This is a genomic window from Bacillus sp. 3255 (assembly GCF_031456485.1).
Taxonomy (GTDB): Bacteria; Bacillota; Bacilli; order Paenibacillales; family NBRC-103111; genus Paenibacillus_E.
In genome coordinates this window covers 54,469-71,208 of sequence record NZ_JAVDUS010000005.1, presented here as the reverse complement: position 1 = coordinate 71,208, position 16,740 = coordinate 54,469, and the positions used below count along the sequence as shown (strand labels likewise).

Genomic DNA, 16,740 nt, shown 5'->3' with positions numbered 1-16,740 from the left:
TTCGGTACGCCAAAAAGCCCCGTCTCGTATAGAGGCGGAGCTTGCAGGTACGCTATTATGGCTTGGATTTGGCCGTTTCCACCCGAATGCTGTCCCGCTGCGCTTTCGTCAGCGCACGCACATAAGACGGGTTACCCGGAGGCGCGAAGCCTGTAACCGTGCCTGCGCGGAATTTCCCGCCGCCTAACGGAACCGCCGTCCTGACGCCAAAGGCCGACATCACATAGCCGATCGGATTGCCAATCGATCGCATTCCGTCGCCTGTACCGGCGAAATTGAGCGCTGCCGCGAAGCGGTCGCTGGCCCGCAGCCAAACCGACCCCGAATCGCCCGGCAGCGAGACAGCCCCATCGTTGCCGCGAATGATCGACTGATTGCGAAACGTCAATACACCTAAGCTTCCGCCGTAGGTTACCCGTACGTCCGCGTTATTCGACTCAACCGTACCTCTGACGAATCCGGTCGTACGCCCCCCTTTGACCAACTGCAACCCTACCGGGTAGCTGGCCAAATGACCGGGAACCGTGACTAACTGACCTGAAGAGCGGAGTAAGTATCGCGGATTCAGCAGACGGTTCGAGCTCGGGAGGGCGAGCGCCGCATCCACGTAATTCGTGCCGGAGGGGTTTAATTTGACAAAACGAAACAGCCGTCCAATCGTGTCCCGCGCCGCCGTTCCCGAGTCCGAAGGACCTGGCTGCACGACAGCAGCGAAGGCATTCGAGTTGTTTTTGACAAGTACATGGTTATTGCTCAAGAGATATAACTGATTGTCTCTAGTGACGATAAGGCCCCCTGATCCCGTTGCGGACGGGTCCACTTTGCCTACGCTGACACCGCCCGGAACAGGCCGAACCCGGGAGCTGAACAGTTTGGGCCTGACGGCTTTCGCATTAGGCGCCGCATCATGCAGCTTGAATCCTCCGGATGGAACGAATCGAATCGGGATGCCCGCGCCGGACTTGGCGAGAACGCCCTTAAGGCTCGTAAGACTGGAGGGGACGATCTTCTTCTGCGTGTACACGATAACACCAGCGCCAAGCGCAGGCTTGCCGGGATCCGCATAACCGACGCCGACGGCGACAACCTCCGCACGCTTCAACAATACAGGCGATAGTCTGTTCTTATGTTTCAGCGCCTCATGAAATGTAGCCATACGCCATTCTCCTCTTCGTAAAGATGTAGCAGTGTATGCTAACTTGTACGAATCGGCATGATGACTTTACCTACCAAGGCGGTTACCGGATATAAAAAGGGCGAATGACACTCGTCCAGATCCTCTCACTACCAATCCCCCGCACAATCCTACTATTGTTCCTCCATCACAATACGGCTACCCCGGCCCGACGGTTCAGCAGGCTGAACGATTAATTTGCGGGCGAGCCGCGCCCTAAGCTCCGGTACGTGCGAGATAACCCCAACGGCCAAGCTGTCCATATGCAGCTTCTCCAGCGCGCCGATGACCATGTCGAGCAGCTCTTGGTCCAACGTGCCGAAGCCCTCGTCGAGGAAGAAAAATTCCAGCGGGTATTCCCCCTTAAGCTGGATTTGTGCCGATAGCGCAAGCGCCAGGGCGAGCGAGGTCAAGAACGTTTCGCCGCCTGACAGCGTGCTGACCGGCCGCTTCACGCCGCCGTTGGCATCGTCGCGGATGACGAATCCGCCGCCGGAGTCAACCTCGATCGCGTAGCGGCGGCGCGTCAATTCGCCCAGCCGCTCCGAAGCGGCGCGGCTGACCTGCATGAGCTGCTCTTCGGCCAAATACTCGACGAAGGCATTCGCCTTAAGCACGGCTTGCAGCTTGCCCAACCGCTCCAGCTGCTTCGCTTGCTCCGCGCGCTGCGCCTCCAGCTCGCACCAGCGCGCATGCCGCGAGGCGAGCTCGCCGGCGCCCTGGGCCGCTCTGGCCCGCGCTTCCAGGGCCGCCTCGGCGGCCCCCTTCGCGGCGGCCAGCTCCGCCTGCGTCTGCGCCCACGCGTCCGCGCTCAGCACGCGGCCCTGCAGCTTCGCTGCCAGCTGCGCCAGCTGGGCGCGCAGCGCCTGCTCCCGCTCGCGATGCTCCGCCGCGAGCTGCGTCCACTCGCGGCGCTGCTCGGGCGCCAGCGCCGCAGCCGCTGCGGCTTCGCGCGACGCGAAGCCGCTCTCCCCGAGCGCGCTGTGCAGCGCGCGCTCCGCTTGCGCCAGCTGCCGCTCCGCGGCGGCAGCGGCTTCGGCGGCGGCGCTGAGGCGCTGCGCCGCCAGGGACTGCTCGCGCTGCGCTTCAGCGTGCGCGAGCTTGGTTTGCTGCGCGGCGAGGCGCAGCTTCTCCAGCGCGGAGGACGCCTCCGCGATGAGCTGCGGCACGGCCGCGCCGGGCGCGCGCTGCGCCAGCTGCCGCGACTTGTCGGCAGCGAGCTGCGCCAGCCCCTGCAGCCGTTCGTGCAGCTGCAGAGCCGTACGGTCGTGCTCAGCGGCTGCGCGCTGCAGCTCTTCCAGCTGCGCCGCCACCTGCTCGAGGAACGGGATACTGCGCTCAATGCGCCCCCGCAGCTCCTCGGCCAAGCGTTCCTTCGCCAGCAGCTCCTGAAGCTGCTCGTCGATCGATGCCCACGTAAATTCAGGATACCGCTGCTGCCAGCCGGTTGTCCGCTCCGTAACGGCCCCTTGAACGGCGGAGACTTGGGCATCGGCTTCCGCCAGCAAGCTGGCAGCCGCTCTCTGCTGGGCTGTCGTCTGGACGTATTGCTGCTCGTAAGCGGTATGCTCCTTCAGCAGCACTTGGATCGATTGTTCCAGAGCGTCTGCGGCGGTGCCCCATGAAAGCAATGCTTTTTCCATGTATTCCCATATATTGTGCAGAGTCTGCATACCTTCTTGCCGTACGCTGCCGCTCGGGAGCGTCATTTCATCAATCGCTGCAGCAGCTTCAAGTTCGGATAAGTTCGCGGCTTGCTCAACCTTCGCAGCATGTGCGAAGCGGCTAACCTGCTCGGCCAGATCCACCGCTTGCCGATGGACGGCATGCATCCTGTTCATCCGCTGCTCTTGGGTGTACAAGCGCTCTTTGATAAGCTGCAGCAGCCGTTCGGCTTGTTGAATCTGCTTCTCCAGCTCATCACCGGTATGCGGTCCGCTGCTAACTTTCCCCTTGCCAGGATGCTCCGTCGAGCCACATACAGGGCAATGCTCGCCATCCGCCAGCTCGTCAGCCAGAATAGCCGCCAACGCATGACGCTCCTGCATTTTCCAGCTGATCTTCAGCTGCTCCAGTTGAGCTTCCACTCTCGGAATGAGAGACTGAATGGCCTCATAGCGCTTCACCCCCTGCCCGCGGGTCGCCTCCGATTGCCGGAGCCACTCGCCCGCTTGATGCTGCAGCGCTTGTCCTTTGGCCTCGTGCTGAAGCAAGCTCCGATCCAGCTCGGACAGCGCTCTCGCTCTGGCTTCCTTCACTTGCAGCGCTTGAGACAGCTGATCTTGCAGCTGCCGGATAGCTTGTTTCTCTTGGTGCGCCGCTTGCATCAGCTGCCTGGCGGCCGTATTCGTTTCCGCTTGTTTCAGCTGTTCCTTCAGATCCGCTTGCTTCAGCAGCGCCTTCTGCTTCGTCTCGTTGGTTCTCGCGATTTCCGCTTGCTTGCCCGCAAGCGCCGCTTTCACCTCTTGCTCTTGGCGCTGCGAAGTCTGGATGTGCTGCTGCACCTGTTCCAGCTCCTGCTGAATCAGAAGCGCCTGCTGCAGCTGATCCAGTCTCAGCAGCAGCGGCCCTTCCTGCGCCGCCAGCTCTTGCTGTGCACGCTCGAACGACTCGGCCGCTTGACTGAAGCGCGCATCGGCCGTCTGACCGCTCGACGCCGCCGACGACAGCTGCGCCTGCGCGCCAAGCACGTCCTTTGAAGCCGAATCCTGCTGTTCGAGATAAGGCCTTACCCGTTCGGCTTTATCCGCTTGTCCGAGCAGCAGCTCTTTCTGGCGAATGAGCGGTTCCTGCTCGTCAAGACGCCGCGCTTCATTCTCCAGCACCGTCTTCTCCTGCTGCCATTGGAAAATTTGTTTATGCTCCTCATGGAGCTTCTCCTGCACTTCCAGATGACGGCGGCTCCTGACCGTCTCCTGCTCCGCTTCCCGGAGCCTGTCATTCGCTTCCTGCAGCGCCTGCTCGGAGGCATCCCCCAAGCCCGTTTGCTCTGCGGCGAGCTGCTTGACCGCGCTGTCCGTTTCTTTCACTTTGGCGCTTACCTTGGCGCTCAGATGGTCTCCATATTGCTCAAGGTGGAATAGTCTTTGCAGCATCTGCCTGCGGTCTTTGCCCGTCAGTGTCAGAAATTCCGCAAACTTGCCTTGCGGCAGCACGACGGCTCGCGTGAAATCCTGCATCGACAGCCCTAATATGTGCAGCACCTTCTGGTTGACCTCGCCGGCCTTATCCGCCAGGACGATCGTTTCGCTCTCCCCAAGGTGCAGCAATCTGGCAATCGTTCCGTTGATGGACATCTCCGATCCCCGCTTGAACTGCCGCTCGACACGGTAACGCTCCGTACCCGCCGCATTCGTAAGCTCGAATGTGAAAGCAACGAACAGCGTCTGCTCCGCATGGTTCATGATCGCTTGCGTACCACCGCTCGCTCGCTCCACTTTGCCGTACAGCGACAGCGTGATCGCATCAAGAATCGATGATTTTCCGCTTCCCGTCGGCCCGAATATACCGAACACCCCGGCATCGATGAGCCCGGCGAAATCGATGGTCTGCAGCTCCCGGTAGCTCTGAAGCCCGGACATTTGCAATTGAATAGGACGCATGCTCAAGTCCTCCTTTCATCATAACGCGATCTCTTACTCCCCTGCCGCATCCGCCAAATCCTTCTCCTGCAGCAGCTCCAGAAACAACCGGATCAATTCCGGCTCGGGCTGCGCACCGCCGGTTTGGCGCGCATAGAAGCGTGTAAAATGCTCCTCCATCGATAAGTCCGCCTTCGGCTCGTACGCCCGGGCAGCCTCCATCTCCGGATAGATGGGACGTATATGTATGAAGCCGTCATACGCTTTGCGAAGGAATTGAATCTGTTCCATCGACATCGCTTCCGTCATCGTGATTTCGAGATCGATCCATGCGGAAGCGTCGCGCTTCTCATCCAACCACCGGTGAACCTGGGCAATTCCTTCTTTGGCTTTCCAACTGACGAGCGGACGTCCGGAGCGGAGGAAAATCTCCTTGGGCTCCGCGACGCCACCCGGCGCAAGATCCAGAATCGTTACCGACTTGGCTTGACCGGCTTCCGAGAAGCTGTATGCGATCGGTGACCCGCAATAGCGGATCGGCGAGACAGCTTTCACCTGCTGCGGCCGGTGCAGGTGGCCTAGCGCGACATACTGCGCGCCGGCTGTCAAGGCCGACGTGTCGACCGTATACGCGCCGCCTACTTGAATCGGGCGTTCCGATTCGGTTTCCAAGCCTCCGAGCACGTAGAGATGGCTCATGATCAAATTGACCGTCCCCGGCTCGAACGCAGCCGCCTGCCGGCGGATGAGCGCTCCGACGCGTTCGGAATATTTGCTGCGCAGCGCTTCCTCTTCGGCCACATCCGAGAGCAGCTCCTTCAGCCGCGACTCCGACGGATACGGAAGCGCGATCAGCCGGGCCAGCTCACCCGTACGGGCAACGCCGATCGACTGAATATCCGATCCCGGCAGCCCGATGAGCGTTATGCCATGCCTCGCCGCAAGCGGCTCCGCAGCGGCCAGCCGGTCGGGATGGTCATGGTTGCCCGAAATGACGGCAACCTGCCGTTTCCCGCCGTCGGCAAGCCTTGCCAAACTTTCATAGAACAGCTGTTCGGCCGCTGCGGGAGGATTAACGCTATCATAGATGTCGCCGGCGATCATGACCAGATCAATCGCTTCGTCTTCCACGATGCGCACAAGCTCATCCACGAAGGCGGTCTGCTCCTGAAGCCGGCTGCGCCCTTCCAGCGTGCGGCCAAAATGCCAATCACCCGTGTGTAAAATTCGCATAGTTCATCCTCCACTTTACATTTCCAGCAATTTCGCACCGTCAAAGAAATATAGATATTTCCCGGTAACCGGCCGCTTCCATATTTGTTCCACTGCCCGCGTGTACAACCCGAGCTGCTGCTCATAGCGCTGCTTCAGCTGTTCGTCCCCGCTGCCTTTCACTGCGTCCGTTTTGTAATCAACCAGGACAAGACCGAGCTCATCCTCGAACAAACAATCGATCACCCCTTGGATCAGCACCGTCTCGCCTGACGTAGCGAGCTCCGTCCCGTCTCCGCGATATACCTCGCCGGCCGGAAGTCCGTAACTGAAAGGCACCTCCCGCTGCACATGCTTGGCTGCAATCAATCGCTTGCCGATCTCTGTCTCGAAGAAGCGGAGCACCACGGCAATGTCCACCACTTCGCTCTGTTCAGGCGTCAAAGTTTGCTTGTCCAGCATGTCCGCAAGCGTCGACCTGACGCTAGCTTCCGTCGGCATTTCCTGCAGTGAGAGGTTTTGCATGACGGCATGAACGACCGTCCCCTTCTCAGCCGCCGTCAGCTTTCTCTCTTCCATGAACTTGGGCCTGCGCCAGACGGTTGATCTCCGGGCGCTGGCCGGTGACGATGATAAGGATGACAGCTCGGAAGTTCCCGCAGGCATTTCCATGTCGTCGGCGATCCGGTTCAACTCAGACAGCCTTTTCATTTCCGAAACGGTCGTTTTGGCAAAAAGCTTAGGCGCTTCTTGATAGGCATACGTCCAAGACAGCCTGTCGTGCAGCCACGCCTTCCATTCCCCCGATGCAGGAACGGATTGCAGCTGTCGAATGTTAGCCAACCGCTCGCCGTCAGGTACGGCGCTCTGCTCTTCCGTCTCCTCATCCCCTTGTAAGCTATCGGGTTTGATGACCGTCAGCTTCCACCGCGAGGCGTCTGCCAGCAGCCGCAATCCCGCGGACCCCTCACCCAGCCCCAAACGCTCGCGCCACAGTACTGCATCGGGATGCCGGAGCAGGGACGGTCCGACCCAATCAAGATAGCTTTTGGCCTTCGCCAGCTCGAAATCCGGCAGCACCCATTCGGCTCTGGACAGATGCCGGCCCCAGCCTCTCAGCAGCTTATCAAGCGATTTGACCGTCCCTAGCAAATAAAGCTTCTCTCTGGCTCTCGTCAGCGCTACATACAAGACCCGCATTTCTTCCGCCAGCAGCTCCAGCTTCATTCTTCGCTTGATCGCCAAGGAAGGCAGGGTGGGGTAGCTGACACGCAGCGTGGTATCCACATACCGGGGGCCGAACCCGAGCTCCTTATGCAGCAGGAAGGCATCGTTCAGATCGCGCTGGTTGAACATTTTGGCCATGCCGGCAACGAACACGACCGGAAACTCCAGCCCTTTGCTTTTGTGAATCGACATGATCCGGACAACGTCCTCTTGTTCCCCAAGCGCTCGCGCCGTACCCAAATCGCCGCCGCTTTCTTTCATTCTTTCGATAAAACGCAGGAACCGGAATAACCCGCGAAGCGATGTGCTCTCGTATTGTCTTGCCCGGTCATAGAGCGCTCTCAAGTTCGCCTGTCTTTGCAGGCCGCCCGGCAAGCCCCCGGCGAAATCGTAATACCCCGTCTGTCTGTAGATATGCCAGATCAAGTCGGCGAGCGAGCCTTGCCTTGCCTCCGAGCGCCACGTTTCCAGCAGATTTAAGAAATAACCGAGTTTAGCCAAATAAGGCTCCTGCTCTGCGTTGCGTTCATCTCGATTGTGTACAGCCGCCAGAACAGCTTCGTAGAACGGCGCCGACTTGTCCGCAACGCGTATTTGGGCCAAATCCTCCGCCGTCAATTGGACGATCGGTGAACGCAGCACTGCCGCCAGCGGAACATCTTGGTACGGATTATCGATCACTTTCAATAATGAAAGCATGACTTCCACTTCCGTAGCGGAGAAATACCCCGTACTCAGCTCGGCATAGGCAGGTATTCCCTGCTTCTTCAATTCTTCGATGATGATCGGCGACCACATTTGCGTAGCCCTGAGCAGAATGACGATATCCCGGTATGTGGCGGGACGGTCACCTCCCGTTCGTTTATCGAAAACCTGGAACGGCTTCCGGCCGTCAGCCCCCAGCAGCTCGCGAATTTGGCGGGCAATCGTGCGCGCCTCCAGCTGCGCCGTCTCCAGCTCCTGCGCTTCCGAGACGGGATCGGGAGTCCCCTCTGAGGCGTTGTCGCCGGCCTCTTCTTGCTCATCCGAATCGGATGCATAGGCCTCTGCCGGCTCCGGCGCGTCCGTCGCCTTGTCGACGACCATCATCTCCACGGCGCAATCACCGGCAGACGGCGGGTAACCCGCTCCGTATACGAGCTCGGCGCGCTCATCGTAGACGATCTCGCCTACCGTTTCATTCATCATTTGTTTAAAAATATAATTAACCGCATCTACAACTTCGACCCGGCTGCGGAAATTGCGCGCCAGATCGATTCTCCCTCCGGATGCAGCACCTTGCGGCCGATTCTCATGCTTGGACGCGTAAGCTTTGTACTTCTCCAAGAATAGCCCCGGCTCCGCCAACCGGAACCGGTAAATGCTCTGCTTCACGTCGCCGACCATAAACCGGTTCCCCGGCTGCGGATTCGAAATCAGCTCGACGATTGCTTCCTGGACGCGGTTCGTGTCCTGATATTCGTCGAGAAGCACTTCGGCGAATTGCTTCCGGTAGGCTTGCGCCGCTTCGGACGGCGCCAGTTCACCGGGGATCGATCCCGGAGCACTAAGAATTTGCAGGCAGTAATGCTCCAAATCGGCAAAATCAATCAATCCCTTGGCGCGCTTGCCCGCTTGGTAACGGTGCCCGAAATCAACGACCAAATCGACCAAAGTATGCAGAACCGGCGCCATATCGGCGATCTCCCGATAGAATTGCTCCGGCGTGCGGCCGAACAACTCGTCCCGCATCTTGTTGATTTGATCTTTGGCCTTATTGCGCAGCTCCTTGACTTCCTCCTGCAGCGCTTTATCGTAATCGTCGCCTTTGCACGCTTTGAGCTTGCCGAATTCGACGGTTTGGAACCCTTGATACAGAACATGCCACGGGTACGACGTCGTTTCCAGCAAATTGGCAACCAGCTCCAAGTCGTCCCGCAAATTGTCTAAATACGGAGCCGGGCCGCCTGGCGCATCGGCGATCTGCATCGCCTGCCGCAGCAAGTCGGCCGCCCCTTCCAGCTCCAGGGTCAGATCGCGGGTCAGGCTCTTCTCCCAGATGCCATAATCCGCCTGCGCCGACGCTGCCGCAACATAAGGCAGCGCCTCCTGCATGACGGAAGCCGCCTCGTCCTGTACCTCCGGCTCCCCAGGTGCCGGGGAGCCGAACATCGAAGCCGTCGCCCGGAGCCAGTGCTCCGGCCACGGGTGACTGCGCGATACATCGTACAGCTTCTGAATCAGCCCCATGATCGCATCGTCGTTGCGTTCGCCGCTGAACGAATCGACCAGCCGCCAGAAGGCGCTGTCCTCCCCGCTGCCGGCGTAATATTCCTCCAGCATCTCGCCGAGAAGATCCTGGCGCATAAGCTCCGCTTCCGTCTCATTGGCGATCCGAAAGCCCGGATCCAGCCGGATGAGGCTGAAGTAACGCTGCACGACCTCCAAGCAGAAGGAATGCAGCGTCGTAATGGAAGCCCGCCCCATCAACGCGATCTGCTTGCGCAAGTGCTGCGAGTGCGGCTGCTTCATCAGCTCCTTCTCGAGCGCTTCGCGAATGCGGTGCTTCATCTCCGAGGCTGCCGCTTTGGTGAAGGTCGCCACGAGCAGCCGGTCCACATCGAGCGGCTCCCACTCGTCGGAGATACGCTTAATGATCCGTTCGACCAGAACGGCTGTTTTACCTGAGCCGGCTGCTGCGGCAACGAGCATATTCTCGCCTTTTAACGTAATGGCATCCCACTGGTCGTCCGTCCATGTAGAGCCGGCAGGCTTAGGCGGTTGTTGTTTATTCACGTCGTTAGGCTCCTTTCCGCATTAATGTTCGAGTTTCGTCCCTGTTCTCGTTCGTGTACACGGACCCTCATTGGCTCACGTTTTGCTCCAAATCGGTCCACAGCTGATCTCTCCCCCGCTGTTTCAACACTTGAATTTCATTGCCCTCGAACAAGGGATCAAACTGGCAAATCGATTTATACGAACAGTGCAGACAGGCTGTCTTCTTGCCGAGGCGGTACGGAGCAATGTCGACATGTCCGTCGGTAATGCTCGTGCCGATCCCCTTCACCTGTTTGCGCACATATTTCCGCAATGTATCCCATTGCTGCTCGGTGGCGACGGAGGAGCTGGAATAGAAGCTGCCATCCTTCTTGAGCGCGACCGGAATCAGCTGGGAGTGTCCGGCGCTCTTCGCGAGCTCGTCGTCCATAAGTCCGGCGACGCTTGCATCGGCGGTGATCAGGCCTTTCATTTTGAACCGTTTGCGCAGCTCCTTCTCGACCGCTGCCGGATCGAGCGCATTTTTTTGCTGCAGCATCGGGTTATGCACATGAAAATAAAGCACGCCCGCCGGCTTCGCCGCAATGCCCAACCAACGCTCTGCATGCGTGATGATAACGTCCAGATAAGTGAGCATTTGCAGTGACAGACCGTAGTACACTTCAGACAGCTGCAAGGAGGTAGAGCTCGATTTGTAGTCGATGACACGCAGCAGCACACCTTGTTCGCCGTCCGCCCGGTCCACCCGGTCAATCCGCCCGATAATTTCCATCGTACAACCGTTCTCCAGCTCGAAAGTCAGCGAAGGCAGCTCTTTGCCGGGACCAAAGTCGATCTCCAGCCCGAGCGGTTCGAACTGCCCGTGCTTCGCATGCTCCCCTAGTACGACCGCCGCTCTGCCCACAACCTGCTTCAGCTTCCTTGCGATGTACGCGTAGCGGCTGGAGCTGAGCAGGATTTCTCCTTGCAGCCTTGGCGCCAGCTCATCCACAACTTGAGCGGAACGCTCCATGCACTGCTCGGCGGTCAGCGCCCCCCAATCGAGCTGGTCCTGCTGCAGCTTGCGAACGAATTGGTTCAAAGCCGCATGGAACAATTGCCCGATATCCGGCGCATCCAACCTGTATACGCGTCTTTCCTGCAAGCGCAAGCCGTGTGAAACGAAATGAGAAAACGGGCACGCCACATATTTCTCCATTCGCGATACACTCGCGCGCAAATGCTGGCCATATAGCAGTTTGCTCGTTTTTGAAGAGATTCTGACCTCTTGATTCGTGTAATGCAAGGCTTGAACAACGGACTGCAGCTTCATGCTCCAATCCGGCCGGTCCGCAAACCAGTTGTACGTCTCCCACCACAGGTCCGTCATGCGCCCGCCGAGCATCCAATGCTTCATGCGCACGGCGAGATAGGAGATCGCTTGATTCGGATGCGCCACATATGCCGCTTGCTCGGTCTCCGGCGATTCGCCGGCCGGCTCTGCCAGAAGTAACGGTGTTTCGGTCCCGGGAAACAAATGCCGCAGCTGCTTAATCAGCTCCGACGGCAGCAGCGACTTCCCTTCTTCATCCGCGAGCGGATAGGAGATCCACAGCCTTTTGCCCGGAACAGTTAGCGACGTATAGATAATAAATTGCTCGTCCAGCAGCTTCCTGCGGCTTCCGTCCGCCATGGGCAGACCCGACTCCATCAGCACGCTGCGCTCGGCCTCGGTCAGAACGCCTTTCTCCGGCATTTGCGCCGGGATAACGCCATCGTTCACCCCTAATATGTATGCATACCGAATTCCGCTGGAGCGCGTCCTGTCCATGCTACCGATCAGAAGCTGGTCCATCGACGGCGGCACGAGACCCAGCTTCATGCTTTCCATGCCCGTCTCCACCAGTCCGTTAAAAAGCTCCAACGACAGATCATCGTCCCCCATCGTCTCAACCAATTGATCCAGCATATCCATCATGCTGTTCCACATCTGTCCGTGCTCGCGCGCTTTCTCCGGCTTGCCGAGCGCTATCGCCTGCTGGCTCCACATTTCCAACTTCTCCGGAGCCTGCACGGTCATGAGCAGCTCATACAGGGCTTCGACCTGAGCCTTCACCGTCTTCGCCTGCTGAATGCGTCTGGCAAAGGCAAGCAGCGGACGAACGACCCATTCTTTGCTTCTGTTCAAAGCGGCCAGCTCCTCCGTCTGCTCCTGAAGCGGCTCGCCCTCCTGCTCCAGGCTGGCCCGGAACCGGTAGCTCCATGGCTTGCCGTCCGTCCATCTGTAGCCTTGAATGCCGAACGCAAGCACATAATTTTCCAGCTTGTCCATCTCCGTCCGCCTGTCCCCAGCATCGATCGGCAGCAGTAGATCCGTTTTGACACAGCGGAAAACCGCATCATAGTGCCAGTTGTGCTGCACGATCTCCAAAGCGGAGCGGATGAACTCAACAAGCGGATGATGCAGCACCGTCCGCTTCTGGTCGAAGAAGTGCGGAATCTCCAGATCGGTCAGCACCGCTTTCAGCAAATCCTGATAGCCTTCCATATTGCGGACCATCACCGCGATCTCCCGCCAACGCACACCTTGCTCCCGTACGAGACGCAGCATGTCCCGCACCGCTCCCTCGACTTCCGCACGGCGATGAACGGCTTCTGCGATAACAAGCTGATCGCCGACCCTCTCGTATTCGCCGGGCTTGTACCGCAGCGATCCCCCGCCGAGTCTCCGGTCGAAATTCCGCTCCAAGTACCCCAAGGCAGGACTGTCCTCGAATCGCGGCGAGCTCTCCGGGGCTAACACCAGCACTTCTGCGGCAGGCAGCCCGAGCTGCCAGATCAACTCTTGCAGACGCACCATCGTCGTTGCGGTCGGGTGGAATAAATCCAATTCGTCCGGCGTATCCCCGGCCTGCAGCTCGCGATCCAGGCACAGCGTTACCGTAACCTCCTTGCAAGCGGCGAACAGCGCACCGAGCACGGCGAACTCCTGCGGCGTAAAACCATGAAAGCCATCGATCCAGAGGGACGCCGAGCGCAAATAGCAGGAATCCGGAATTTGCTGCGCAAGCAGTGTCAAATAGTCCTCACCGTCCAAATATTGACGGGACAGCTCAGCCTCGAAATGGCTGTAGATCAGCCCGATGTCATGCATTTTATCGCGGAGAAGCCCGCTTTCGCCAAGCACGGCGGCCCGCTTCCGCTCATGTTCCTCGAGCTGTGCCGCCGATACGCAGTACCGCTTCATCTCGGTGTAGAGCTGGTTCAAACGGTCTACAAAGCCCATCTGCTCGGCCGAATGACCGAATAAACGGAGTTGATCTTTCTGTTTATGTAAAATGCTCGTCAAGAGCAGTTTCTTGCCTGTATCATCAATAGGCAGCCTAGCCGTACCGCCTTCTTCTTGCATCACACGCCAGGCTAACCGGTGAAAGCTCAGCACCTGGGCGCGAATCATTCCGCGGATGCCAGGATCGGATACAATCGCATGTTCAGCCTGGAAAGTCGCCTGTTCAGGCACCAACAAAATCAGCGGATCGCCTTCCGGCTGATCTGCCAGACGCTGCTTCATTTCTGTGAGACAACGGTCGCTCTTGCCGCTTCCGGCTCTGCCGATCACGAATCGAATGGACATACGGGCCCTCCTTCAGCCGTTCGAAAAGATAGAGTTCGAAAAATATCAATCTCTCCTATTCTATCATACTTTTGGTAGGAAAGAGGTGTGGCAGATGATGGGCTGAAAATGAATCAAGCCGCTTCCCCTTAGCGGGAAACGGCTTGAATAGCGGTTAAGATCTCTGCAGCGATTGCGGCAGCTCTCCGATATATTGGGATTGCGGACGGAAAATCCGGTTGCAGCCTGCCTGTTCCATCAGATGAGCCGTCCAGCCGACCATCCGGCTTAATGTAAAGCTGGGCGTAAACAGGCTCGTCGGCAGCGCGATAGCCCGCATAACCGCCGCGGCATAAAACTCCACATTCACATACAATTTGCGGCCGGGCTTGTATTCTTCCAAAAGCTCGACAGCCACTTTCTCGACGTGAACCGCCAAATCGAACCAAGGATCCTCTGAAGCTAGTTCCGTCATCATGACTCTGAGTGCTTCCGCTCGCGGATCGGTTGTTTTGTAGATCCGATGGCCGAAGCCCATCAGCCGCCTGCCTGCCGCCAGCTCTTGGCGAATCCAATCTCCGGCTCTTTCTTTCGCCCCAATTTCATCCAGCATATGAAGCACCTCCGACGGAGCCCCGCCGTGCAGCGGTCCTTTCATCGCCCCGATTGAGGCGCAAATCGCGGACGCCGGGTCGGATTGCGTGGACAGCACGACACGGCCGGCGAACGTCGAAGCATTCATGCCGTGCTCCATCGCCAGGATGAAATACGCCGTCAATGCTTTCACATGTACAGGCTCCGGCACGGTCCCCGTCAGCATGTACAAATAATTGGCGACATGATCGAGCTGAGGATCCGGCTCTACCGGCTGCAGCCCCTGCGATCGGCGGTAATGATAAGCGATGATCGTAGGCAGCATAGCCGTATACGCTAGCATGCTGTCCGATTGCGGCGGCCACACCGCCGTTTGTGCTGCCGCAGCCGTTCCTAGAACGGAGACAGCTGTTCTCAGAACGCTCATCGTATCGCTGTTCTTCGGAAGCAAGTCGAGGACAGCCTTCAGCTCAGCCGGCATGCTGCGCCGATCCGCCCATTGCGCTTTGAACGCTGCGAGCTGGTCCGCTGCCGGAAGCTCTCCCTGCCACAATAAGTAAGCGGCCTCCTCAAAGCTTGCGTGCAGCGCCAGCTCTTTCGCTTCATGTCCGCGATACACCAAATATCCTTTTTGTCCATCAACCAGGGACAATTCTGTTTGTGCTGCAACGACGCCTTCCAGTCCGGTTACAGATGCCATAGCTCATTTTCCTCTCGAAATGATGTGAGTATTTCCCTATTCTCATCATATTCGTTGCCGGCGAATTCATCCAATCGGCGTTTTTTTTCGTTATGATAAATAAAATATATCATTAAAAATTATGTGATTACATTCGTTTATGAAGAATGCGATTACATGTAGGATACATCCACACGGCGATTGCGGTAACGGACTCAGCAGCCCCTCTTTGACCAAAATCACTGCGTGCTGCACCTGAATTCAGCAAATAGTGATCGTACAATCCGTTAGCTTGACAAAAATGCCTAATATGCACGAATAACGGCCGCTATGTCCGTTAGCGCTGCGCCGCAGTTGTACAAGCCTCTCTCAGCTCCGCACATCATTCGTTAGCCGTAAATCAACACGCGGCCACCTGAGCTACGGGGAGAGTGCCCTAAGCAGCTAACACCAAAAAAAGCGAGGCCCCAAGGCCCCGCTTCATCCAAACTCATTTGCTCCGCACCTCAAAAATGGCGAATTTCAAATAATGCCCCTCGTCCACGCCGAGAATGCGCGGATGATCCATTCCCGCTCCGCGGAATTCGACCAGACGCAAAATTTTCCCCGCATCTACGGCCGCCGCATGAATCGTCTCCAGGAACAACTCCGGACGCATATGGTACGAACAGCTGGCTGTCACCAGATATCCGCCCTCATTCACGAGCTTCATCCCGTGCAGGTTAATGTCCTTGTAACCGCGGCAAGCGCCTTCCACCGCGCTGCGCGTTTTGGCGAAAGCCGGCGGGTCAAGAATGACGACGTCCCACGTTCTGCCGCCGGCACTAACCGGCTTGGACGTATCGACCTTACCTTGACCGCCCGCACGTGCTTTGCGCTCATCCAATCCGCGAACCTGTGTCCGCAAATAGTCGAATGCATCCGCAACAACGAACTCCACGCGGTCTTCAAAACCGTTCAAAGCGACATTCGTCCGAGCGCTTTCAATCGCATGCTCGGAGATGTCCAGGCAGGTCACTTTCTTAGCCCCGAATTTACAGGCGTTGAGCGTGAAGCTGCCCGTGTGTGAGAAGCATTCCAGCACCGAAGCGCCATCCCATAGCGGGAATGTGACGACTTTGCCGTTGGCGTTGACAGGCATCGTCTGGAGGCGGCCTTCGTGCTCCACCTCTTTGAGCTCAATGCCGCTGCGCTCGCCCCAGCCTGTCATTAGCGGAGCTATCGCTGCACGGTTTTCGCGCTGATCGAAGAAGTAACCGGTTTTCTGCCCTTCCTCGATATCCACGCGAATGCGCAGACCGTTCTCCAGAATGTCGACGTGCTTCGGACACTCCCCGTAGAGCAAGCCTTTCGTTTGCTGCAGACCCTCAAGCTCACGAATCGGCACATCGCTGCGCTCATAAATGCCGGCCGGCTTCATGACCTGGACCAAGGCTTCGACGATTTGCTCGCGGCAGCGGTCCATCCCTAAAGTCAGGATTTGGACCACGAGGATGTCCTCGAACTTATCGACAATCAATCCCGGCATAAAGTCCGCTTCGCCGTAGACAAGGCGGTAGGATGCCGCCTCTTCCACGAAGCGTCTGCGGTGCTGCAAGCAGCGGGTAAACCCTTCGACGAAAAATGCCGTCGTCATCGCTTCAATCGGCTTGTACGAGACGATGCGCACGGTGATTTGCGAAGCCTCATTATAATAGCCGGTCGCCAAATACTGGCCAAGATGCGTTTGGACAGGAACTAATTGTCCCGGTGCAATTTCGCCGTCCACGCGTTCAATTTCACTTTTGTACACCCACGGGTGCCCCTGCTCAATGCGAGCTTTGCGTTTCTTATGTAAAAATACTGCTGCCATATCGCTTTAGCCGTCCTTTGTCTGTACCGTTCCCTGCGTGCGCTGCTTGTCATGCTTGTCTGTACGGTCACA

General features: G+C 58.1%; 7 protein-coding genes. All 7 read right to left on the bottom strand.

The genetic code is table 11. The features are described 5' to 3' along the window. Nucleotides 1–55: 55 nt before the first annotated feature. A complete protein-coding gene (locus J2X61_RS09035; protein ID WP_310187470.1) occupies nt 56–1,156 on the bottom strand; it encodes a chymotrypsin family serine protease in 1,101 nt (366 codons plus the stop codon). Between the two features lie 152 nt (nt 1,157–1,308). Further along, the gene (locus tag J2X61_RS09030; protein ID WP_310187469.1) at nt 1,309–4,776 is read right to left on the bottom strand and encodes an SMC family ATPase; all 3,468 of its coding nucleotides are present in this window, start codon (nt 4,774–4,776) and stop codon (nt 1,309–1,311) included. A 33-nt stretch (nt 4,777–4,809) separates the two neighbouring features. Further along, on the bottom strand, nt 4,810–5,988 hold the full coding sequence (locus tag J2X61_RS09025; protein WP_310187467.1) for an exonuclease SbcCD subunit D: 1,179 nt from the start codon (nt 5,986–5,988) through the stop codon (nt 4,810–4,812). Nucleotides 5,989–6,003: 15 nt separating this feature from the next. Beyond that, complete coding sequence (gene addA / locus J2X61_RS09020) at nt 6,004–9,969, bottom strand: helicase-exonuclease AddAB subunit AddA (RefSeq protein ID WP_310187465.1); 3,966 nt, start codon at nt 9,967–9,969, stop codon at nt 6,004–6,006. A 67-nt stretch (nt 9,970–10,036) separates the two neighbouring features. Beyond that, nucleotides 10,037–13,564 carry a helicase-exonuclease AddAB subunit AddB gene (gene addB / locus J2X61_RS09015; protein WP_310187463.1) on the bottom strand — a complete coding sequence of 1,176 codons (3,528 nt, stop codon included), beginning with the start codon at nt 13,562–13,564 and terminating at the stop codon, nt 10,037–10,039. Nucleotides 13,565–13,718: 154 nt separating this feature from the next. Then, nucleotides 13,719–14,837 (bottom strand): citrate synthase/methylcitrate synthase, encoded by a 1,119-nt coding sequence (locus tag J2X61_RS09010; protein WP_274469402.1) that lies wholly within the window; start codon nt 14,835–14,837, stop codon nt 13,719–13,721. 469 nt (nt 14,838–15,306) lie between these two features. Beyond that, a complete protein-coding gene (locus J2X61_RS09005; protein WP_310187460.1) occupies nt 15,307–16,668 on the bottom strand; it encodes a class I SAM-dependent rRNA methyltransferase in 1,362 nt (453 codons plus the stop codon). Between the last annotated feature and the right edge of the window lie 72 nt (nt 16,669–16,740).